General features: G+C 72.2%; 18 protein-coding genes. 7 read left to right on the top strand and 11 right to left on the bottom strand.

The genetic code is table 11. From position 1 onward, the window contains the following. Positions 1-2: 2 nt before the first annotated feature. From ABZ484_RS01930 to ABZ484_RS01880, 11 genes are all read right to left on the bottom strand, one after another. Entirely contained in the window at positions 3-878 is an 876-nt protein-coding gene (locus ABZ484_RS01930) for an alpha/beta hydrolase (RefSeq protein WP_358863933.1), read from the bottom strand. An 81-nt stretch (positions 879-959) separates the two neighbouring features. Continuing rightward, on the bottom strand, positions 960-1,856 hold the full coding sequence (locus ABZ484_RS01925) for a sigma-70 family RNA polymerase sigma factor (RefSeq protein WP_358863932.1): 897 nt from the start codon (positions 1,854-1,856) through the stop codon (positions 960-962). Positions 1,857-1,926: 70 nt separating this feature from the next. Then, entirely contained in the window at positions 1,927-2,670 is a 744-nt protein-coding gene (locus tag ABZ484_RS01920) for a PIG-L deacetylase family protein (RefSeq protein ID WP_358863931.1), read from the bottom strand. 71 nt (positions 2,671-2,741) lie between these two features. Continuing rightward, positions 2,742-4,052, bottom strand: coding sequence for an alpha/beta fold hydrolase (locus ABZ484_RS01915; RefSeq protein WP_358863930.1), 1,311 nt, complete (start codon positions 4,050-4,052; stop codon positions 2,742-2,744). 121 nt (positions 4,053-4,173) lie between these two features. Next, the gene (locus ABZ484_RS01910) at positions 4,174-5,202 is read right to left on the bottom strand and encodes a LacI family DNA-binding transcriptional regulator (RefSeq protein ID WP_358863929.1); all 1,029 of its coding nucleotides are present in this window, start codon (positions 5,200-5,202) and stop codon (positions 4,174-4,176) included. A gap of 79 nt (positions 5,203-5,281) precedes the next feature. Further along, on the bottom strand, positions 5,282-6,658 hold the full coding sequence (locus ABZ484_RS01905; RefSeq protein WP_358863928.1) for a BNR repeat-containing protein: 1,377 nt from the start codon (positions 6,656-6,658) through the stop codon (positions 5,282-5,284). 13 nt (positions 6,659-6,671) lie between these two features. After that, a complete protein-coding gene (locus ABZ484_RS01900; protein WP_358863927.1) occupies positions 6,672-6,992 on the bottom strand; it encodes an L-rhamnose mutarotase in 321 nt (106 codons plus the stop codon). Between the two features lie 39 nt (positions 6,993-7,031). After that, entirely contained in the window at positions 7,032-8,117 is a 1,086-nt protein-coding gene (gene rhaS / locus ABZ484_RS01895; RefSeq protein WP_358863926.1) for a rhamnose ABC transporter substrate-binding protein, read from the bottom strand. Between the two features lie 59 nt (positions 8,118-8,176). Beyond that, positions 8,177-9,187, bottom strand: a complete 1,011-nt coding sequence (locus ABZ484_RS01890; protein WP_358863925.1) for an ABC transporter permease — start codon at positions 9,185-9,187, stop codon at positions 8,177-8,179. Further along, entirely contained in the window at positions 9,180-10,220 is a 1,041-nt protein-coding gene (locus tag ABZ484_RS01885; protein WP_358863924.1) for an ABC transporter permease, read from the bottom strand. Before ABZ484_RS01885 ends, ABZ484_RS01890 begins: the two co-directional genes overlap by 8 nt. Beyond that, positions 10,217-11,731 (bottom strand): sugar ABC transporter ATP-binding protein, encoded by a 1,515-nt coding sequence (locus ABZ484_RS01880; RefSeq protein WP_358863923.1) that lies wholly within the window; start codon positions 11,729-11,731, stop codon positions 10,217-10,219. The genes ABZ484_RS01885 and ABZ484_RS01880 overlap by 4 nt, the downstream gene beginning before the upstream one ends. Positions 11,732-12,012: 281 nt before the next feature. On the opposite strand from ABZ484_RS01880, the gene rhaI reads away from it, so the two are divergent. From rhaI to ABZ484_RS01845, 7 genes are all read left to right on the top strand, one after another. Next, a complete protein-coding gene (rhaI, locus tag ABZ484_RS01875) occupies positions 12,013-13,173 on the top strand; it encodes an L-rhamnose isomerase (RefSeq protein ID WP_358863922.1) in 1,161 nt (386 codons plus the stop codon). A 130-nt stretch (positions 13,174-13,303) separates the two neighbouring features. Then, positions 13,304-15,343, top strand: coding sequence for a bifunctional aldolase/short-chain dehydrogenase (locus ABZ484_RS01870; RefSeq protein ID WP_358863921.1), 2,040 nt, complete (start codon positions 13,304-13,306; stop codon positions 15,341-15,343). 26 nt (positions 15,344-15,369) lie between these two features. Then, a complete protein-coding gene (locus ABZ484_RS01865) occupies positions 15,370-16,812 on the top strand; it encodes a rhamnulokinase family protein (protein ID WP_358863958.1) in 1,443 nt (480 codons plus the stop codon). A 145-nt stretch (positions 16,813-16,957) separates the two neighbouring features. Then, a complete protein-coding gene (locus tag ABZ484_RS01860; RefSeq protein ID WP_358863920.1) occupies positions 16,958-17,713 on the top strand; it encodes a (Fe-S)-binding protein in 756 nt (251 codons plus the stop codon). Next, the gene (locus ABZ484_RS01855; RefSeq protein WP_358863919.1) at positions 17,710-19,206 is read left to right on the top strand and encodes a LutB/LldF family L-lactate oxidation iron-sulfur protein; all 1,497 of its coding nucleotides are present in this window, start codon (positions 17,710-17,712) and stop codon (positions 19,204-19,206) included. Before ABZ484_RS01860 ends, ABZ484_RS01855 begins: the two co-directional genes overlap by 4 nt. Then, positions 19,203-19,850 carry a lactate utilization protein C gene (locus ABZ484_RS01850; RefSeq protein WP_358863918.1) on the top strand — a complete coding sequence of 216 codons (648 nt, stop codon included), beginning with the start codon at positions 19,203-19,205 and terminating at the stop codon, positions 19,848-19,850. The genes ABZ484_RS01855 and ABZ484_RS01850 overlap by 4 nt, the downstream gene beginning before the upstream one ends. 22 nt (positions 19,851-19,872) lie before the next feature. Then, positions 19,873-21,027: an ATP-binding cassette domain-containing protein gene (locus ABZ484_RS01845; RefSeq protein ID WP_358863917.1), complete on the top strand. Its 1,155-nt coding sequence runs from the start codon at positions 19,873-19,875 to the stop codon at positions 21,025-21,027. Positions 21,028-21,060 lie beyond the last annotated feature (33 nt).

Genomic DNA, 21,060 nt, shown 5'->3' with positions numbered 1-21,060 from the left:
CCCTACTGACCTGCGGGGCCGGACCCGAACCACCCCGGTCGGCGCAGGAAGGCGGCGGTGACCGCCGTGAAGCGCCCCGGGTCGTCGAGCCAGGGATAGTGCCCGGCACCGGGCTGGACGACCAGTTCGGCATGCTTGAACAGCCCGGCGTACTCGGCCATCGCGGGCGGTGGGGAGTTCAGGTCGACCTCGCCGGCGAGCACCAGGACGGGCGCGGGCAGCCGGGCGAGGGCGGAGCGCGTGGCGTCCGGGTCGTAGGCGCCGTCGCTGCCGTAGACGGCCGCGGCCTCGCTGTTCTTCTGCTCGGCGTCCGCCGCGTCCAGGGCCCGGGCGGACTCGTCCCAGCGGCCGTGCAGGAAGGGGGCGATGGCCTCCCACTGCCCGTCGGCCGCCCTGCCCGCCACCACGTCCTCCAGGGTGGCGTACGCCGCCGGGAACCAGGGTTCGTTGCGGCGCGACCGCGCCGTCGCCAGCCGCACCTCCGCGGTGATCGTGATGCCGACGGCCGCCACGCTCGGCGTGATCAGTGCGAGCCGTCCCACGCGTTGCGGGTGGCGGCCGGCGTAGAGGACCGCCAGGTTCGCGCCGGCGCAGTGCGCCAGCAGGTCCACACGGTCCGCGCCGAGGTGCTCGCGCAGCGCCTCGACGTCGTCGACGAGCCGGTCGCAACGGTAGGTCGCCGGGTCCCGTGGGATCGCCGACCGCCCGCTGCCCCGCAGGTCCAGCATCACCGCTCGCCGGTGGGCGGACAGGCCCCCGAGGTCGCCGAGATAGGCCGAGGCCCGCACGGGACCGCCCGGCAGGCAGATCACCGGCGGGCCGTCCCCGCTCACGTGGTAGGCGAGGCGGGTTCCGTCGTGGGCGGAGAAGGCGGGCATGGCGAGGAGCCTGTCACCGGGCGGTCCGGCGGGGCAACCGGATTGCCCGGCCGGCGGCTTCTCCGACCGGCCCTCGAACCGTCAGTCGGCCAGGACGGCGGGCAGGTCCAGCCGTTCCAGCCGCTCGGTGTCGGCCAGGATGTACATGTGGGTGATCCGGCCGTCGGCGATGGTGACACCCATGACCGACAGCGGCCGGCCCTCGGGGGCGTTGGCCACTCCGACCGTGCCGTTGACCAGGACGAGCCGTGCCGACCCCGCGAACTGGGAGAAGGTGAGCGCCTGCGCGGCCACCGTCCTGGCCCCGTGGACCACCTTGGAGGCGGCGCCGCCCCGGACCAGGGCGCCGGAGTCGACCCGCAGCACCACGTCGGGGTGGAGCACGGCGACCAGTGCCTCGAAGTCGCCGCCGCGCGAGGCCGCCAGGAAGGCGTCGAGGACCTGCCGCTGCCGTCCGAGGTCGGCCTCGGTGGACGGGGTGGCGCCCTGGACCCGGCGCCGGGCACGGCTGGCGAGCTGCCGGGTCGCGGCGGAGGTGCGCTCCACGATCGGGGCGATGTCGTCGAACGGCACCGCGAACAGGTCGTGCAGCACGAACGCCAGCCGCTCGTCCGGCTCCAGCGTCTCCAGCACGACCAGCAGGGCGAGCCCCACCGAGTCGGCCTCGAGCGCCTCCTGCTCCGGGTCGGTCCGGGTCAGCGGCCGCAGCACGGGGTCGGGGACGAAGGTCTCGTCCATGGGTTCCTCACGGCGCGAGGTGCGCGTGCGCAGCAGATCGAGGCAGATCCGGCCGATCACGGTGGTCAGCCAGGCGGCCAGGTTGTCGATGGCGTCCGCGTCCGCGCGGGTCAGTCTCAGCCAGGCCTCCTGCACGGCGTCCTCGGCCTCCGACAGCGAGCCGAGCATGCGGTAGGCCACCGCCCGCAGTTGACCGCGGTGCTCCTCGAAGCGCCGCGCCAGGACCTCCTGGTCACCCATGCCGGTCATCCCGTCCCCCGTCCGCATCAGCTGTCCCGGTCCGTGTGGATCATCGTAGGCACCGGGCCGGTCAGCGGCCGAACAATTCGAACGCCACGGCCGGTTTCCCGCCGAAGCGTTCGCCCGCCGCCTCGGTGCTCATGGTCAGGAAGCCGCGGGCGTACTGTTCCGGGTCCTCGTCGGTCAACGCCTCGATGTAGCTGCGGTGTTCGAGCAGCGAGCGGACCGCCCGGTCCAGGCCCGGCCCGGCGGCCACGGCATGGGTGGGCGTGGTGGAACCGGCGACGGCGACCCAGCGCACCCCGTTCCAGGGCTGAAGGCCCTGCTCGGCGAGTTCCGGGAAGATCCAGCGGTTGCCCGCGTCGCCCGCCGCGTCCAGGGTGGCGCGGCCGACGGCCACATGGTCCGGGGTGTTCCAGACCACGCCGCCCCAGGTGTCGCGGTGGTTGAGGGTGATGACGAGTTCGGGACGGTGGCGCCGTATGGCGGCGGCGATGTCGCGGCGCAGCGCCGTGCCGTACTCGATCACTCCGTCCCGGTGGTCCAGGAACTCCACCGCCGTCACGCCCACGACGGCCGCGCTCGCCCGCTGCTCCCGCTCCCGGACGGCGCCGCACGTGTCCGGGGGGAGGGTGTCGATGCCCGCCTCGCCGCGGGTGGCGAGGACGTAGGCGACCTCTCGGCCGCCGTCGGTCCACTGGGCGATCGCCGCCGAGCAGCCGTACTCGAGGTCGTCCGGGTGCGCGACGACCGCCAGGGCGCGGCGCCAGTCGTCGGGCATCGGCTTGAGCTGACGGGTCTTCGGCTCGGTCATGCGGGCAGACTAACCGCCGCCACCGACAGCGCGTCGCCCCGGCCGGCCCGCCCGGTGGCCGTTCTTGCGCGTCAGGCGTCGTCGCGCGCCAGGGCGAGCAACCGGTCCAGGACGCGCGGTCCGCCGGCCCGCACCCCGTCGTGCTCGAACTCGTCGGTGACCCAGGTGCGCAGTCCGCGGATCGCGCGGGCGGTGTCCAGGGCGTGCTCGGTGTCGACGTACATGTCGTCGTGGTAGACGGCCGCGGCGACCGGGACCTTGTTGGCGGCGAGCCGGGCGGGGTCGTACAGGGGCCGCCAGTCGGTTCGGGCGGCGAGCAGGTCGGCGGTCTCGCGCAGCGGGCGCAGCGCCGGGTCGCAGTCGAACGTCCACGGGTGCACGGACTCGCCGGTGAACAGCACCGGCCCGTCGCCGGCCAGTGCCTTGGCCGCGTCGAACTGCGGGAACTCCCCGCGGACCCGCTCGGCCGACCAGGCGGTGGGGCGGGCGTCCTGGCCGTAGATCGCCTCGTGGACGAGGGCGTACAGCGGGTGCCCGGCGTACGAGAGCAGGCCCTGGACCTCCTCCTGGAAGGCGTCGGACAGGGCCGGGCCCTGCGGGGTGCGGACGAAGGCGTGCTCCAGGAGGAAGTGGAGGCGGTGGCTGCCGTCGCCGGTGCCGAGCAGGATGCCGAGGGACTGGAAGGCCTCGGCGGTGAGCCGGTAGCCGTTCGGGAGCACGACGTCGTGGGTGAGGAGGTGGTCGGCGATACGGCGGACGCGTTCGACGTCCTGCGGGTAGCGGGCGTAGTGGGCGTCGACCTTGCGCTCGATGCGGGGATAGGCGGCCCGGTAGACGTCGTCGGCGTGGGCGTCGAGGGCCGGCAGGCCGCCGGTGATCAGGGCGCCGGCCAGGCCCTCGGGGTGCAGGGAGAGGTAGCTGACCGTGCAGAAGCCGCCGAAGCTCTGGCCGAGGACCGTCCAGGGGGCGCCGCCGGTCAGCGCGGGGCGGATCGCCTCGCAGTCGCGGACGATCGAGTCGGCGCGGAAGTGCGCGAGGTAGTCGGCCTGTTCGGCCGCCCCGCCGCGCAGCGGCAGGGTCTGGCGGTTGGCGGGCGTGGAGCGGCCGGTGCCGCGCTGGTCCAGGAGCAGCACGCGGTGGTCCTCCAGGGCGCGGCCGAGCCAGGCCTGCTTGCCGACGAAACGATTCGCCCCGAACCCCGGTCCGCCCTGGAGGTAGACCAGCCACGGCAGGTCCTGCCGTCCCTTGTCCGCCTTGTCGCTCGCGACGGCCTCACGGGCGTAGAGCTCGATCGTCTCCCCCGCCGGGTCGTCGTGGTCGAGCGGCACCGTGAAGGAGTGGTCGGTGAGGACGACGCCGGGCTGGCGGTAGCTGACGGTCAACGGATCTCCTGTTACGCAGGGTCTACGGCCGCGTCCCAGTTCAGCACATGTCCGTCCGCCGTCCGAGCCCCGGGATCATGAATTTCGCTGAATCTCAGGTCAGCGGGCACTGAACGGGCGGTCAGCGGCCGGGCAGCGTGGAGCTGCGCACCACCAGTTCGGGCTGGAGCACCACCCGCCGGTGCTCGTGCGCCCTCGCCGCTCCCTCGCGTGCCTCGGTCTCCTCGAGCAGCAGCTCCGCCGCGAGGGCACCCATGGTGACGGCGGGCTGCCGAACCGAGGTGAGCGGGACGGCCGCCGCGGCGGCGAACTCGATGTCGTCGTAGCCGACGATGGCGAGGTCGTCGGGGACGCCGACCCCGGCCGCGTACATGGCCTGGAGGACGCCCAGGGCGAGCAGGTCGTTGGCGCAGAACACGGCCGTGGGCCGGTCGGCGAGACCGAGGAGACGGGCGCCCGCGTCCCGGCCGGCGGCCACGTCCAGCCGTTCGGTGGGCAGTTCGCGCAGCACCTCGGGGCCGAGACCCGCCTCGCGCAGGGCGTTCAGGGCGCCGGTGCGGCGGTCACGGACCTGGTTCAGGCCGGGCGGGCCGCTGACGTACGCGATGGAGCGGTGCCCGGCGTCGACCAGGTGCCGTACGGCCAGGGCGCCGCCCGCCACGTCGTCCACGGAGACCGAGCACTCGCTGGCGCCCTCGGCCACCCGGTCGACCAGCACGAAGGGGATGTTGTGCCGGCGGAAGACCGCGATGTTGCGGCCGGTGGCGTCGGTCGGGGTGAGCAGGACGCCGCGCACCCGCTGCTCGGCGAAGAGCGAGAGGTACTCGGCCTCCTCGCCGACACTCTGCGCGCTGTTGCAGACCATCACGCCGAGCCCGGCCTCGCGGGCGGCCCGCTCGGCGCCGCGGGCGACGTCGACGAAGAACGGGTTGCCCATGTCCAGGACGAGTAGTCCCATGATCCGGCTGCGGCCGGCGCGCAGCTGCCGCGCGGACTCGCTGCGGACGTAGCCGAGGCGGTCGATCGCGGAGAGCACCCGGGCGCGGGTCTCGGTGGCGACGGTCTCGGGCCGGTTGATGACGTTCGAGACCGTGCCCACGGAGACACCTGCGGCGCGGGCGACGTCCTTGATACCCACCGACTGGGTCATCGGCTGGAGACCTCCGGGAAGACGAGGGGCGGCGGGCGGGGGTTCACATTACCGTCACCGCGCCGCACACCAGAGCGGATCAGGCGGGCAGTTCGAAGTCGACGACGTGGAGCGGCGAGGGCGTGATGCCGCTCGATCTCTCCTGGCAGAGGAACGACAGGACGTTGTCCGCCCCGACGCGCGTCTCGTCGATCACGACCTCCCCGAAGGCGTTCAGGCCGCCGCCGTCGAAGAGCAGGGTCCAGTCGGTGTGGCCGGAGGACTTCGAGGCGGCGGCGATCCGGCCGTACGGCAGGACGGCGTAGGCGTTGTCGTGGCGGTCCAGGACGAGTCTGGTGCGCCCGCCGGCGCGCAGCGGAACGGGGATCTCGGTCTTGAGCCAGGTGCCGGCGGCGTCCTTGCGGAGGTGGAAGGCACGGCCGTGCGCGGTGCGCTCGGTGACGTGGTCGCCGGTGCGCGGGCCGAGGCGGACCGGGACGTGGCTGATGATCGCGTGCGGGAGCCCCGCCGAGTCGGTCCACTGGCTCTCCTGGTTCATCAGGCAGTGGCCGGGGCCGAGCGGGTCGACGACGAGTCCGGGGCCGGTCACGGCGACCCTGTCGGGGCCGCCGGTGGCGCCGACGACCTGGCCCGCGTCGTTGCGCCAGGTACGGCCGCGGTCGGTGGAGTACACGTAGCCGGTGTCGTGGTTGGCCAGGCCGCCACCGCCGGTCACCGCCCCGTTCCGCTCGCGCCAGGTGAAGAAGGCGTGCAGCCGGCCGTTGGCGTCGTAGTCGATGCCGTGCAGGTACATGTTGCGGGCGGTCGAGGTCCCGTGCTCGCCGGTGTAGGTGCCGGTGGAGCTGGTCCACTCCCCCAGGCAGGTCCAGGCCGAACCGTCGTACTCGGCGAGGGCGCATCGGCCGTCGCCGCTGACGCCGGCGCGGTAGCTCAGCTGGAGCCCGCCCTCGGGGGTGGGGACGAACTGCGGGTAGGTGAAGCGGGACGTGAGCGCGAGCCCGTCGAGCGTCGTGCGGACGGCGCCGAAGGCCTCGGGGGTCCAGGCGGTGGCCACGGGGTCGTCGAGGAGTCCGGCGGCCGACTTGACGTAGTGGAAGCCGTCGCTGTGCGAGTCCATGTTCAGGTGGAGCCGGCCGTCGGCCCGGGAGACGCCCATGCAGATGACGTTGTGGGAGTCGTCCGCCTTGAGCCGGTGGGGCAGGGTGACGGTCGACCAGGTGGAGTCGCCCAGGGCGCGGCGGGCCACCACCGCGTGCCGGCTCGCGGTGTACCAGGCGGCGTACTGGTGGCCCTGGTGGGTCAGCAGGCCGCTCTTCTGGAAGGAGTTGGTGTTGACCAGGCCGTCGTAGGAGACGAAGTGGACGGCCCGCGCGTCCGGCACGCTGCGGCCCTTGGGAGTGAGCGACGGACCCTGATGACTGGGCGAGGGGCCCTTGAGGGTGGGCGACGGTCTCATGGCGGGCTCCGGGTCAGGCGAGGTGGAAGACCTCGGTGAGGGGCTTCATCGCCTCGTCGGGCCGGGCGCCGTCCAGCGACTCGAAGAACGGCGCCATCTCGGCCTGCCAGCGGGCGTTGACCTCGGTGGCCTCCATGCCCGCCTTGGCGGCCTCGAAGTCCTCGGTCTCCAGATAGCCGACGAGGAGGCCGTCGTCGCGCAGGAAGAGCGAGTAGTTGTGCCAGCCGGTGGCCGAGAGCGCCTCGCGCATCTCGGGCCACACGGCGGCGTGGCGTTCGCGGTACTCGGCGATCCGGTCCTCGCGGACCTTGAGGAGGAAACAGACGCGCTGCATGAAGTACCACTCCCGACGGGGAAAGCGAGGCCCGAGGGCTCAGAAGTTGAACTGGTCGATGTTCTTGGCGTCGAAGACCGTCGGCTTGCCGAGGTTGATCACGCCGTCCTTGCCGATGGTGTACGACCCCATGTCGCCGGCCTTGAAGGTCTCGCCCTCCTTGCCGGTGATCTGCCCGGAGGACAGGGCGACGGCGGTGTGGGCGGCCAGTTCGCCGAGCTTGGCCGGGTCCCACAGCTCGAAGGCGTCGACGGTGCCGTTCTTGACGTACTTGCGCATGTCGTTCGGGGTGCCGAGACCGGTCAGCTTGACCTTGCCCTTGTACTTGGAGCCGGACAGGTACTGGGCGGCGGCCTTGATGCCGACGGTGGTCGGGGAGATGATCCCCTTCAGGTTCGGGTACTGCTGGAGCAGGCCCTGGGTCTGCTGGAAGGACGCCTGGGCGTCGTCGTTTCCGTAGGCGACCTTGACCAGCTTGATGTCCTTGTACTTGGGGTCCTTCAGCTCCTCCTTCATGAAGTCGATCCAGGTGTTCTGGTTCGTGGCGGTCTGCGCGGCGGACAGGATCGCGATCTCGCCCTTGTAGCCGATCTGCTTCGCGAGCAGCTGGACCTCGGTGCGGCCGAGGTCCTCGGCGGAGGCCTGGGAGACGAAGGCGTTGCGGCAGTCGGGCTTGGTGTCGGAGTCGTAGGTGACGACCTTGATGCCGTTCTTCATGGCCTGCTTGAGCGCGGTGCACAGGGCGCCGGGGTCCTGCGCGGACACGGCCATCGCGTTCACCTGCTGCTGGGTGAGCGTGTTGACGTAGGAGACCTGGCCGGAGGTGTCGGTGGCGCTGGAGGGGCCGACCTCCTTGTACTTCTCGCCGAGGGCCTCCAGGGCCTTCTTGCCGCCGTTGTCGGCGGAGGTGAAGTAGGGGTTGTTGACCTGCTTGGGCAGGAAGCCGACGGTCAGGCCCTTCTTCGTCGCGGCGTTCGGGTCCGCCTTGCCGGCCGAGGAGGCCGCCGCGCCACCGTCGTTCTTCACGTCGTTCTTGGTGGTGCCGCCGCAGGCGGTGACGGCCAGGGCGAGGGAGGTGGCGGCGGCCAGGGCCGCACAGGTACGGCGGATCGATGCTCTGCGCATGAGGGTTCCTTACGAGGGAGTACGGGCTTCGGTGACGAGGACGAGGGAGAACGAGCGCGTTACGGGGTCGGTGCGGGCGCCTTGGACACGGGCGCCGAGGCCGCCCGGCGCCCGGCCCGGGCCACCGCGACCTGGCGTGCGACGCGGGGGCCGAGCACGGAGATGACCAGCAGGACGCCGGTGACGACGATCTGCGACTGGGCGGAGACGTTGACCAGGCTCATCACGTTCTGGAGCGCGCCGAGCAGGAACACTCCGGCCACGGCGCCGCCGAGGGTGCCCTTGCCGCCGTCGAAGTCGATGCCGCCGAGCAGGACGGCCGCGACGACGGAGAGTTCCAGCCCGGTGGCGTTGTCGTAGCGGGCGCTGGCGTAGTGCAGGGCCCAGAAGACGCCGGTGAGCGCGGACATCAGGCCGGTGGCGACGAACAGGAGCAGCTTGTGCCGCTTGACCCGGATGCCGGCGAACCGGGCCGCCTCCTCGGCCGCGCCGATCGCGAACAGCGACCGTCCGAACGGGGTGGCGTGCAGCGTGACCACGGCGATCGCGAGCAGCACCAGGAAGGGCAGGAAGGCCTGCGGCAGGAAGGTGTCGCCGAGCCGTCCGGCCGCGAAGTCCAGGTACTGGGTGGGGAAGTCGGTCACCGCGTCCGAGCCGAGCACGATCTGCGCGATGCCCCGGTAGGCGGCGAGGGTGCCGATGGTGACGGCCAGGGACGGCAGCCCGAGCCGGGTCACCAGCAGGCCGTTGACCAGGCCGCACACCGCGCCGAGCACCAGGCACAGCGGGATGATCGTCTCGATGGTCATGCCCTGGTTCCACAGCGCGCCCATCACCGCGCCGGACAGACCGGCGGTGGAGGCGACCGACAGGTCGATCTCACCGGCGACGACCAGCAGCGTCATCGGCAGGGCGATCAGCGCGATCGGCAGGGTGTTGCCGATCAGGAACGACAGGTTCAGGGCGTTGCCGAAGCCGTCGACGAAGCCGAAGGAGAACAGCAGGACCACGATGAGCAGGGCGCCGACGACGGTGTCCCAGCGGACGGCGCGGGAGAGGGACTCAGGCATGGCGGGCGTTCCTCTTCTTCAGGGCCGAGGCCACGCGCAGCGCGACGATCCGGTCGACCGCGATGGCGAGCAGGAGCAGGATGCCGTTGATCGCGAGCACCCACACGGAGCTGACGCCGAGGGCGGGCAGCACGCTGTTGATGGAGGTCAGCAGCAGGGCGCCGAGGGCCGCTCCGTAGACGCTGCCGGAGCCGCCGGTGAAGACCACGCCACCGACCACGACCGCGCTGACGACGGTGAGTTCGTAGCCGTTGCCGGTGCCGGAGTCGACGTTGCCGAACCGGGCCAGGTACATCGCCCCGGCGAGGCCGGCGAGGCCGCCGCAGAAGGTGTACGCGGCGAGGATCCGCTTGCGCACCGGGATGCCGGCGAGCCGGGCGGCCTCCGGGTTCGAGCCGAGCGCGTACAGCTCCCGGCCGCCGGAGAAGTTCTTCAGGTAGTACGCCGTGCCGACGAGCACCACGAGCGCGATCAGCGCCAGGTAGGGCACGGCGGAGATGCCGCCGGAGCCGAAGTCGACGAAGCCGCCGGGCAGGTCGGCCGCGGTGATCTGGCGCGAGCCCACCCAGATGGAGTCGATGCCCCGGATGATGTAGAGCGTGCCGAGGGTGACGACGAGCGCGGGCACCTGGCCGAGGCTGACCAGCAGGCCGTTGAGCAGGCCGAAGCCGACGCCCAGGAGCACCGCCAGCACGATGGCCACCAGGGGGTTGCCTCCGCCGTGCAGATAGGTGCCGGCGGCGAAGGCGCTGATGCCGAGCGTGGAGCCGACCGACAGGTCGACGTTGCGGGTGATGACGACCAGCGACTGGCCGGTGGCGACCAGCACCAGGATGGTCGCGTTCAGCAGCAGGTCCTTGATGCCCTGCTGGGAGAGGAACTCGCTGTTGCCGGCCTGGGTGACGGCGATCATCACCAGGAAGACGACCAGGATGGCGAGTTCGCGCATCTTGAAGACCCGGTCGACGAACCGGGTGCCGCTGGACTTGGGCGCCTCGGCGGCGGAGGCGGGGTTGGGGGCGGTCACGGTCACGCGGCCCTCCCCGTGGCTGCGGCCATCACGGTTTCCTCGGTTGCGTCGGAGCGGGGGATCTCGGCGGTCAGCCGGCCCTCGTGCATCACGAGCACGCGGTCGGCCATGCCGAGGATCTCGGGCAGGTCGGAGGAGATCATCAGGACGGCGACGCCGTCGGCGGCGAGCTGGGACAGCAGCCGGTGCACCTCGGCCTTGGTGCCGACGTCGATGCCGCGGGTGGGCTCGTCGACGATGAGCACCTTGGGGCCGGTGGCGAGCCACTTGGCCAGCACCACCTTCTGCTGGTTGCCGCCGGAGAGGGTGGAGACGGCGTCCGCGATCCGGGCGTACTTCACCTGGAGCTTGACGGCCCAGTCGAGGGAGCGGCTGCGTTCGGCGCCGCGGTCCACCAGACCGGCCCTTCTCGTCGTACGCAGTCCGGTGAGGCCGATGTTGCGTTCGATGGACATGTCCATCACCAGGCCCTGGGCGCGCCGGTCCTCGGGGACGAGGGCGAGCCCGGCGGCCATCGCGGTGGACGGGGCGCCGTTGGTCAGCCTGCGCCCGCCGACCTCCACCTCGCCGGCGTCCCAGCGGTCGACGCCGAAGACGGCCCGGGCGACCTCCGTGCGCCCGGCGCCGACCAGTCCGGCCAGGCCGACGATCTCGCCGCACCGCACCTCGAAGGAGACGTCGGTGAAGACGCCCTCGCGGGTCAGCCGGCGCACGCTGAGCGCGACCTCGCCCGGTGTCACGTCCTGCTTGGGGTAGAGCTCGTCGAGGTCACGGCCGACCATGCGGCGCACCAGGTCGTCCTCGGTCATGCCGTCCAGCGGCTCACTGGCGATCCAGGCGCCGTCCCGCAGGGTGGTCACCCGCTGGCAGATCTCGAAGATCTCCTCCAGGCGGTGCGAGATGAAGAGCACCGCGGCGCCCTGCTCGCGCAGGGTGCGGACGACCCCGAACAGGCGGGCCACCTCGCTGCCGGTGAGGGCGGCGGTGGGCTCGTCCATGATCAGGACGCGGGCGTCGAAGGAGAGCGCCTTGGCGATCTCGACGATCTGCTGGTCGGCGATGGACAGGCCGCGCGCGGGGCGGTCGGGGTCGAGGTCGACGCCGAGCCGGCGCATCAGACCGGCGGTGGCCTCGTGGGTGGCCTTGTGGTCGATCCGGCCGATGGTGCGACGGGGCTGGCGCCCCATGAAGATGTTCTCGGCGATCGACAGATCGGGGAAGAGCGTGGGCTCCTGGTAGATCACGGCGATGCCGGCGTCGCGGGCGTCGCCGGGTCCGTGGAAGACGACGGGCTCGCCGTCGAGCAGCACCTGGCCGGCGTCCGGCCGGTGCACCCCGGCGAGGGTCTTGATGAGGGTCGACTTGCCCGCGCCGTTCTCCCCGGCGAGGGCGTGCACCTCCCCCGGAAACAGTTCCAGGGACACGTTCCTGAGGGCACGCACCGCACCGAAGGACTTCGAGATGTCCCTGAGCGCCAGCACCGGGGCCGGACCCGTGTCGGACGGGTGGGTCATTGGGGGCTCCTCGACGACGCCGGCCGGCAGCCGTACCGGGTCGTGAAAGGTTTCAACTGGGTTGCCGGGACGTTAGGCATGGAGCCGATGTCACGTCAATGGGTACGGATCGAAAAAATTTGGAGGCTCAAAGGTCACAGCGGGGTCACGGAGAAGAGCCCGACCCTGGGGGGTTGACACCCAAACCCATGGCCCATACCTTCCGGTTCTGAATCGTTTCACAGCGAAGCCGTTCAGAAGCCGTTCACAGGCTTTCCACCCCACGCCACAGGAGCCCTGCAGTGACCGAGCTCGCCGCGGTGAAGGCCGCGCTCAAGACCCAGGCCGTCGAGACGCCGTCGTGGGCGTACGGGAACTCGGGGACCCGTTTCAAGGTGTTCGCGCAGGCCGGTGTCCCGCGCACGCCGCGCGAGAAGCTGGACGACGCGGCGAAGGTGCACGAGTTCACCGGCGTCGCCCCGACCGTCGCCCTGCACATCCCCTGGGACCGGGTCGACGACTACGCCGCGCTCGCCAAGCACGCCGAGGAACGCGGAGTGCGGCTGGGCGCGATCAACTCCAACACCTTCCAGGACGACGACTACAAGCTGGGCAGCATCTGCCACCCGGACGCGGTGGTGCGCCGCAAGGCGGTCGACCACCTGCTGGAGTGCGTCGACATCATGGACGCCACCGGGTCGCGGGACCTGAAGCTGTGGTTCGCCGACGGGACGAACTACCCCGGGCAGGACGACATCCGCGCCCGCCAGGACCGGCTCGCCGAGGGGCTCGCGGAGGTGTACGAGCGGCTCGGCGACGACCAGCGGATGCTGCTGGAGTACAAGTTCTTCGAGCCGGCCTTCTACGCCACGGACGTCCCGGACTGGGGCACGGCGTACGCGCACTGCCTGAAGCTCGGGCCGAAGGCGCAGGTCGTGGTGGACACCGGGCACCACGCGCCGGGCACCAACATCGAGTTCATCGTGGCGACGCTGCTGCGGGAGGGGAAGCTCGGCGGGTTCGACTTCAACTCCCGCTTCTACGCCGACGACGACCTGATGGTGGGCGCGGCCGACCCCTTCCAGCTGTTCCGGATCATGTACGAGGTGGTACGCGGCGGCGGGTTCACGCCGGAGGTCGCGTTCATGCTCGACCAGTGCCACAACATCGAGGCGAAGATCCCGGCGATCATCCGGTCGGTGATGAACGTGCAGGAGGCCACGGCGAAGGCGCTGCTGGTCGACGGCGTCGCCTTGGCGGAGGCGCAGGCCTCGGGTGAGGTGCTGGAGGCCAATGCCGTGCTGATGGACGCGTACAACACGGACGTCCGTCCGCTGCTGCGCGAGGTGCGGGAGGAGATGGGGCTGGACCCCGAGCCTCTGGTGGCGTACCGGCGGTCCGGGTGGGCCGAGAAGATCGTCGCGGAGCGAGTGGGTGGGCAGCAGGCCGGTTGGGGGGCATGAGCGTCTGCCGGGCTTCTGTTCGTAGCGGGGTGCGGGCCGGTTGCGGCTGAGCGCGCCCCGCGGCGGAGCCGCTGATCGATACAGCCCCGCGCCCCTTTGATTCATCCCCTCGTCTTGAAAAGGAACCCCCATGTCACTCCACCCCGAAGCCTCCGCCCTGCTCGATCGTTCCCATCGGCTCGGCGCCGATCCCCGTAACACCAACTACGCCGGCGGCAACGCCTCCGCCAAGGGCACCGACACCGACCCCGTCACCGGCGGAGACGTCGAGCTGATGTGGGTGAAGGGGTCCGGGGGCGACCTCGGGACGCTCACCGAGAGCGGGCTGGCCGTGCTGCGGCTGGACCGGCTGCGGGCCCTCGTCGACGTGTACCCGGGTGTCGAGCGCGAGGACGAGATGGTCGCCGCGTTCGACTACTGCCTGCACGGCAAGGGCGGGGCCGCGCCCTCCATCGACACGGCCATGCACGGGCTGGTCGACGCCCCGCACGTGGACCATCTGCACCCCGACTCCGGTATCGCGCTCGCCTGCGCGGCCGACGGCGAGAAGCTGACGGCCGAGTGCTTCGGCGACTCGGTGGTGTGGGTGCCGTGGCGGCGGCCCGGGTTCCAGCTGGGGCTGGACATCGCCGCGATCAAGGAGGCCAACCCGCAGGCCGTCGGGTGCGTTCTCGGCGGGCACGGGATCACCGCGTGGGGTGCCACCTCCGAGGAGTGCGAGCGCAACTCGCTGCACATCATCCGGACCGCCGAGAAGTTCCTCGCCGAGCGCGGGAAGGCGGAGCCCTTCGGGCCGGTGATCGAGGGGTACGAGGCGCTGGGCGAGGCCGAGCGGCGGGAGCGGGCCGCGGCCCTGGCGCCGTACGTCCGGGCCGTGGCCTCGCAGGACAGGCCGCAGGTCGGGCACTTCGACGACTCCGAGGTGGTCCTCGACTTCCTGGCCCGGGCCGAGCATCCGCGGCTGGCCGCGCTGGGCACCTCCTGCCCGGACCACTTCCTGCGCACCAAGGTGCGGCCCCTGGTGCTCGACCTGCCGCCGTCCGCCCCGCTGGACGAGGCGATCGCCCGGCTGAAGGAGCTGCACGCCGAGTACCGCGCGGAGTACGCCGCGTACTACGACCGGCACGCGACGCCGGACTCCCCCGCGATGCGCGGTGCCGACCCGGCGATCGTGCTGGTCCCGGGCGTGGGCATGTTCTCCTTCGGCAAGGACAAACAGACCGCGCGGGTGGCCGGCGAGTTCTACGTCAACGCCGTCAACGTGATGCGGGGGGCCGAGGCCGTCTCGGCGTACGCGCCGATCGAGGAGTCCGAGAAGTTCCGCATCGAGTACTGGGCGCTGGAGGAGGCCAAGCTCCAGCGGATGCCGAAGCCGAAGCCGCTGGCGACCCGGGTGGCGCTGGTGACCGGCGCGGGCAGCGGGATCGGCAAGGCGATCGCGCAGCGGCTCGTCGCCGAGGGCGCGTGCGTCGTCGTGGCGGATCTGAACGCCCCGAACGCCGCCGCCGTCGCCGAGGAGCTGGGCGGGCCGGACAAGGCGGTCGCCGTGACCGTGGACGTCACGGACGAGGAGCAGATCGCCGCCTCGTTCCGCCAGGCCGTGCTCGCCTTCGGCGGGGTCGACCTGGTCGTCAACAACGCCGGCATCTCCATCTCCAAGCCGCTGCTGGAGACCACCACCAAGGACTGGGACCTCCAGCACGACATCATGGCCCGCGGTTCCTTCCTCGTCTCGCGGGAGGCCGCCCGGGTGATGATCGCGCAGGGGCTGGGCGGTGACATCGTCTACATCGCCTCCAAGAACGCCGTCTTCGCCGGGCCGAACAACATCGCCTACTCCGCCACCAAGGCCGACCAGGCCCATCAGGTGCGCCTGCTCGCCGCCGAGCTGGGGGAGCACGGGATCCGCGTCAACGGGATCAACCCCGACGGTGTGGTGCGGGGCTCCGGGATCTTCGCCGGTGGGTGGGGTGCCGAGCGGGCCGCCGTGTACGGGGTCGAGGAGGAGAAGCTCGGCGAGTTCTACGCCCAGCGGACCATCCTCAAGCGCGAGGTGCTGCCCGAGCATGTCGCCAACGCCGTCTTCGCCCTGACCGGTGGGGAGCTGACCCACACCACCGGTCTGCACGTCCCCGTCGACGCCGGCGTCGCGGCCGCCTTCCTGCGGTGAACGCGGTGAGCAAGGTGAGCGCGGCCGTGAAGTCGTACGCCGCGGTCGACCTCGGCGCGTCCAGCGGGCGTGTCATGGTCGGCCGCGTCGGCCCCGACTCGCTGGAGCTGACCGAGGCGCACCGCTTCCCCAACCGTCCCGTGCGGGTGCCCGAGGGGCTGCGCTGGGACGTGCTCGGGCTGTACGCCGGGGTGCTGGACGGGCTGCGCGCCGCGGGCCGGGTGGACTCCGTCGGCATCGACAGCTGGGCCGTGGACTACGGCCTGCTCGACGCCGACGGCGCCCTGCTGGGCAACCCGGTGCACTACCGGGACGCCCGTACCGAGGGCGTCGCCGAGAAGGTGTGGGCGAGCGTGCCCCCCGAGGAGCTGTACGCGGCGACCGGCATCCAGTACGCCCCGTTCAACACGCTGTACCAGCTGGCGTCGGCCCGCTCCACCGCCCAGTTCGCCGCCGCCCGGCGCCTGTTGCTGATCCCCGACCTGCTGACGTACTGGCTGACGGGTGAGCAGGGCACGGAACTGACCAACGCCTCCACCACCCAGCTCGTCGACCCGCGCACGCGCGACTGGGCGTACGACGTCGCGGCCCGCGCGGGCATCGACCTGGAGCTGTTCGCGCCGCTGCGCCGGCCCGGCGATCCGGCGGGCGTGCTGCGGGCGGAGGTGCTGGAGCAGACCGGGCTGCGCGGGCCGGTGCCGGTGACGGCCGTCGGCTCGCACGACACGGCGTCCGCGGTGGCCGCGGTGCCGGCCGTGGGCGAGCGGTTCGCGTACATCTGTACGGGCACCTGGTCGCTGGCGGGTCTGGAACTGGACGAACCCGTGCTGACCGAGGAGAGCCGCGCCGCCAACTTCACCAACGAGCTGGGGCTGGACGGCACCGTCCGGTATCTGCGCAACATCATGGGGCTGTGGCTGCTCCAGGAGTGCGTGCGGGCCTGGGGCGACCCGGACCTGGGTGAGCTGCTGCGGGAGGCGGCCGAGGTGCCCTCGCTGCGGTCGGTCGTGGACGCGCAGGACGCCGCCTTCCTGGCCCCGGGCCGGATGCCGGAGCGGATCGCGGAGGCCTGCCGGGTCTCCGGGCAGCCGGTGCCCGCGACCCGCGGCGAGTTCACGCGCTGCATCCTCGACTCCCTCGCCCTCGCGCACCGCCGGGCGATCGCCGAGGCACAGCGGCTCGCGGACCATCCCGTGGACGTCGTGCACATCGTGGGCGGAGGGACCCGCAACGCCCTGCTGTGCCGGCTGACCGCCGACGCCTGCGGGCTGCCGGTGGTGGCCGGGCCCACCGAGGCGGCGGCCCTCGGCAACGTCCTGGTGCAGGCCCGGGCGCACGGCCTCGTCGGCGACCGGGCCGGCATGCGGCGCCTGATCGCGCGGACGCAGCCGCTGACGCGGTACGAACCGAGCGGCGACGCGGCGGCCTGGCGTGCGGCCGAGGCCCGGCTCGCCGGGGCGCCACGGTGAGCCGCGGTGCTCGGCCGCGCCCGATCCGTGGCACGCCGCCACGCCCCATGCGGGGCGCGCCGCCACGCCGCGGGCCGCGGCCTGCCCCCGTACCTTCCGCCTGACTAGGCTTCAACCACCCGATGATCGACAACAAGGAGCCGCGATGCGTGTCGCTCTGTTCCTGACCTGCGTCAACGACACGCTCTATCCGGACACCGGGCGCGCCGTGGTGAAACTGCTGACCAGACTGGGCGTGGACGTGGACTTCCCGATGGCCCAGACATGTTGCGGGCAGGCGCACTACAACACCGGGTACCGCCACGAGGCCGAGCCGCTGGCCCGACGGTTCGCCGAGGTCTTCCGGGACTACGAGGCGATCGTGACACCGTCCGGATCGTGCGGGGCGATGGTGCGGGAGCTGTATCCGCGCATGGGCGAGCGGGCACGGGCCGAGGGCCGGGGCGACACGCTGGCCCGGACGCTGACGGCGGTCGTGCCGCGGACGTACGAGCTGACGGAGTTCCTGGTCGACGTGCTGGGGGTGACGGACGTCGGGGCGTACTACCCGCACACGGTGACCTACCACCCGACCTGCCACGGCCTGCGCGTGCTGGGCCTCGGGGACCGTCCGCTGCGGCTGCTGCGGGCGGTGAAGGGGCTGGAGCTGGTGGAGCTGCCCGGAGCGGAGGAGTGCTGCGGCTTCGGGGGCACCTTCTCGGTGAAGAACCCGGACGTCTCGGCGGCGATGGGCGCCGACAAGGTGCGCCACGCCGAGTCGACCGGCGCCGAGGTGCTGTGCGCGGCCGACAACTCCTGTCTGATGCACATCGGAGGGACCATGACCCGGCTGCGCACCGGCATGCGGCCGGTGCACATCGCGGAGATCCTGGCCAGCACGGAGGAGGAGTCCGCCGCATGAGCGCCACGTTCCTGGGGATGCCCGGCGTCCCGGCGTACCCGGCCTTTCCGGAGGCCGCGCACGAGGCCGTGCGCGACGAGACCCTGCGCGGCAATCTGCGCCACGCCACGCACACCATCCGCGCCAAGCGCGCCAGGGCGGTGGCGGAGGTGTCCGACTGGGCGGCGCTGCGCGAGGCCGGGCGGCGGATCAAGGACCACACGCTGCGGCACCTGGACCGCTATCTGGTGCAGGTGGAGGAGGCGGTCACGGCGGCCGGCGGCACCGTGCACTGGGCGGTCGACGCCGAGGAGGCCAACCGGATCGTCGCCGATCTGGTCAAGGCGACCGGTCAGAGCGAGGTCGTCAAGGTCAAGTCGATGGCCACGCAGGAGATCGGCCTCAACGAGGCCCTGGAGGCGGAGGGCATCCGCGCCTACGAGACCGATCTCGCCGAGCTGATCGTGCAGTTGGGCAAGGACCGGCCCTCGCACATCCTCGTGCCCGCGATCCACCGCAACCGCGGCGAGATCCGGGACATCTTCCGCTCCGAGATGGGCGAGTGGGGCCGTCCGGCCCCCGAGGGCCTGAGCGACACGCCCGCCGAACTCGCCGAGGCGGCCCGGTTGCACCTGCGGGAGAAGTTCCTGCGCGCCAAGGTCGGCATCTCCGGCGCCAACTTCGTCGTGGCCGAGACCGGCACGCTGGTGGTCGTGGAGTCCGAGGGCAACGGGCGGATGTGCCTGACGCTGCCCGAGACGCTGATCTCGGTCGTCGGCATCGAGAAGATCGTGCCGACGTGGCGGGACCTGGAGGTCTTCCTCCAGACGCTGCCCCGCTCCTCGACGGCCGAGCGGATGAACCCGTACACGTCCATGTGGACCGGCACCACCGACCAGGACGGGCCGAGCACCTTCCATCTGGTGCTGCTGGACAACGGCCGCACCGACACGCTCGCCGACGAGGTCGGCCGCCAGGCCCTGCGCTGCATCCGCTGCTCGGCGTGTCTCAACGTGTGCCCGGTCTACGAGCGGGCGGGCGGGCACGCGTACGGCTCGGTGTACCCCGGGCCGATCGGCGCGATCCTCAGCCCCCAGCTGCGCGGCACCGGCAGCGAGATCGACGCCTCCCTGCCGTACGCGTCCTCGCTGTGCGGCGCCTGCTACGAGGTGTGCCCGGTCGCCATCGACATCCCCGAGGTGCTGGTGCACCTGCGCGAACGGGTCGCCCAGGGCGACCATTCGACGCGCGGCGGCAACAAGGTGGTGCTGCGGCCGGCGAAGGGGCACGCCGCCGAGCGGGCGGCGATGCGCGCGGCCCGCTGGGCGTTCACGCACCCCGGCGTCCTGCGCACCGGCCAGCGCCTCGCCTCGCGCACCCGCCGCCTGCATCCTCGTACGCTGCCGGGCCCCGGCAAGGCCTGGAGCGGCACCCGGGACCTGCCCCCGGTGCCCGCGGAACCGTTCCGCGACTGGTGGCAGCGCACGGGCGGCGGCAAGGAGGGGACGAAGTGAGCAGCAGGGAACGGATCCTGGGCCGGGTGCGGCGCGCGCTGGCGGACGTGCCACCGGACGACACTCCGTACGAACAGGCCGTTTCCCGCGACTATCTGCGGCACCACGGCGGCCGGCGGGTCGAGGAGACGGTGGATCTGCTGGCCGAGAACCTGGTGGACTACCGGGCGGTCGTGCACCGCAGCGACGCCGAGGGGCTGCCCGGGCTGATCGCCCACCTGCTCGGCGAGCGGGGCTCCAGGACCGTGCTCGTCCCTTCCGGACTGAACGAGAGTTGGCTGGCGCAGACGGAGGTGACGCGGGTCCCGGACCGTGCGGACAGCACGCCACACGAACTCGACCGGGTGGACAGCGTCGTCACCGGCTGCGCGGTCGCCGTCGCCGAGACCGGCACGATCGTCCTGGACGGCTCCCCCGACCAGGGCCGCCGCCGCATCACCCTCATCCCCGACCACCACATCTGCGTGGTCCGCGTCCCGGACCAGGTGGTCTCCTCGGTCCCCCAGGCCCTGGAACGCCTCGATCCGACGCGCCCGCTGACGTGGATCTCCGGCCCCTCGGCGACCAGCGACATCGAACTGGACCGGGTGGAGGGGGTGCACGGTCCGCGCACCCTGGAGGTGGTGCTGGTGAGCGGGGGGTGACCGGCGCGGTTAGCGTGAGGGAATGATCCGGTTCGAGCAGGTCACCAAGCGCTACCCGGACGGGACCACGGCCGTGGACGGGCTCAGCTTCGAGGTGTCCGAGGGGGAACTCGTCACCCTCGTGGGCCCGTCCGGGTGCGGCAAGACGACCACGATGCTGATGGTCAACCGGCTGATCGAACCGACCTCGGGCCGGATCCTCGTGGGGGGCGAGGACGTGGCCGGAGTCGATCCGGTGCGGCTGCGCCGCCGGATCGGCTACGTCATCCAGCAGGTCGGCCTCTTCCCGCACCGCACGGTCCTCGACAACACCGCGACCGTGCCCGCGCTGCTCGGCTGGAAGAAGGCGAGGGCGCGGGCGCGCGCCGCCGAGCTGCTGGAGCTGGTGGGTCTGGACCCGGGGACGTACGGGCCGCGCTATCCGGAGCAGCTGTCGGGCGGGCAGCGGCAACGGGTCGGGGTGGCGCGTGCGCTGGCCGCGGACCCCCCGGTGCTGCTGATGGACGAGCCGTTCGGGGCCGTCGACCCGGTGGTGCGCGAGCAGTTGCAGGAGGAGTTCCTGCGGATGCAGGCGGCGGTGCACAAGACGGTGCTGCTGGTCACGCACGACATCGAGGAGGCGGTACGCCTCGGCGACCGCATCGCGGTGTACGGGCAGGGGCGGATCGAGCAGTTCGACACGCCCGGGGCGGTGCTGGGCAGCCCGGCGAATCCCTATGTCGCCGGGTTCGTGGGCGCCGACCGGGGTCTGAAACGGCTGTCGGTGACCGCGATCGAGCCGGACGATCTGGAGCAGCCGCCGGTCGCCCGGCTGGACGAGCCGGCCGAGCGTGTGGCCGGGCGGCTGCGCGCCGAGGGCGCCCGCTGGGCGGTCGTCGTCGACGCCTCCGGTGATCTGCACGGCTGGGTGGGCCTGGACGCGCTGGCCGGAGGCGGCTCTGTCGGGGATCTGGCGCACCGGATGCGGGCGTGGGTGCCGGTGGGCGCGCCGCTCAGACAGGCGTTCGGGGTGATGCTCCAGCACGACGCCGGCTGGGTCGCGGTGCTGGACGGCGCCCGCTTCCTCGGTGTGCTCACTCCGGCGAAGCTGCACGAGGCGCTGCGCCGCTCGGTGGACGCCGACGCGCGCGGGGTGCCGCGGGACCAGGTGAGGTTCGACTCGGTGGCCGACGCCTGACGATGGCGGACGCTTGACGGCGGCGTCCCGGTC

This window comes from Streptomyces sp. NPDC006393 (genome assembly GCF_040628575.1).
Taxonomy (GTDB): domain Bacteria; phylum Actinomycetota; class Actinomycetes; order Streptomycetales; family Streptomycetaceae; genus Streptomyces.
Note: the sequence above shows the minus strand (reverse complement) of the source record. Positions and strands in the feature narration are given on the sequence as shown.

What these genes read in the sequence shown, in the direction of transcription:
- ABZ484_RS01880 (WP_358863923.1), bottom strand. Translation starts at nt 11,731, where the DNA reads ATGACCCACCCGTCCGACACGGGTCCGGCCCCGGTGCTGGCGCTCAGG.
- ABZ484_RS01910 (WP_358863929.1), bottom strand. Translation starts at nt 5,202, where the DNA reads ATGACCCAGTCGGTGGGTATCAAGGACGTCGCCCGCGCCGCAGGTGTC.
- rhaS (WP_358863926.1), bottom strand. Translation starts at nt 8,117, where the DNA reads ATGCGCAGAGCATCGATCCGCCGTACCTGTGCGGCCCTGGCCGCCGCC.
- ABZ484_RS01900 (WP_358863927.1), bottom strand. Translation starts at nt 6,992, where the DNA reads ATGCAGCGCGTCTGTTTCCTCCTCAAGGTCCGCGAGGACCGGATCGCC.
- ABZ484_RS01925 (WP_358863932.1), bottom strand. Translation starts at nt 1,856, where the DNA reads ATGGGTGACCAGGAGGTCCTGGCGCGGCGCTTCGAGGAGCACCGCGGT.
- ABZ484_RS01870 (WP_358863921.1), top strand. Translation starts at nt 13,304, where the DNA reads ATGTCACTCCACCCCGAAGCCTCCGCCCTGCTCGATCGTTCCCATCGG.
- ABZ484_RS01855 (WP_358863919.1), top strand. Translation starts at nt 17,710, where the DNA reads ATGAGCGCCACGTTCCTGGGGATGCCCGGCGTCCCGGCGTACCCGGCC.
- ABZ484_RS01920 (WP_358863931.1), bottom strand. Translation starts at nt 2,670, where the DNA reads ATGACCGAGCCGAAGACCCGTCAGCTCAAGCCGATGCCCGACGACTGG.
- ABZ484_RS01905 (WP_358863928.1), bottom strand. Translation starts at nt 6,658, where the DNA reads ATGAGACCGTCGCCCACCCTCAAGGGCCCCTCGCCCAGTCATCAGGGT.
- ABZ484_RS01890 (WP_358863925.1), bottom strand. Translation starts at nt 9,187, where the DNA reads ATGCCTGAGTCCCTCTCCCGCGCCGTCCGCTGGGACACCGTCGTCGGC.
- ABZ484_RS01845 (WP_358863917.1), top strand. Translation starts at nt 19,873, where the DNA reads ATGATCCGGTTCGAGCAGGTCACCAAGCGCTACCCGGACGGGACCACG.
- ABZ484_RS01930 (WP_358863933.1), bottom strand. Translation starts at nt 878, where the DNA reads ATGCCCGCCTTCTCCGCCCACGACGGAACCCGCCTCGCCTACCACGTG.
- ABZ484_RS01860 (WP_358863920.1), top strand. Translation starts at nt 16,958, where the DNA reads ATGCGTGTCGCTCTGTTCCTGACCTGCGTCAACGACACGCTCTATCCG.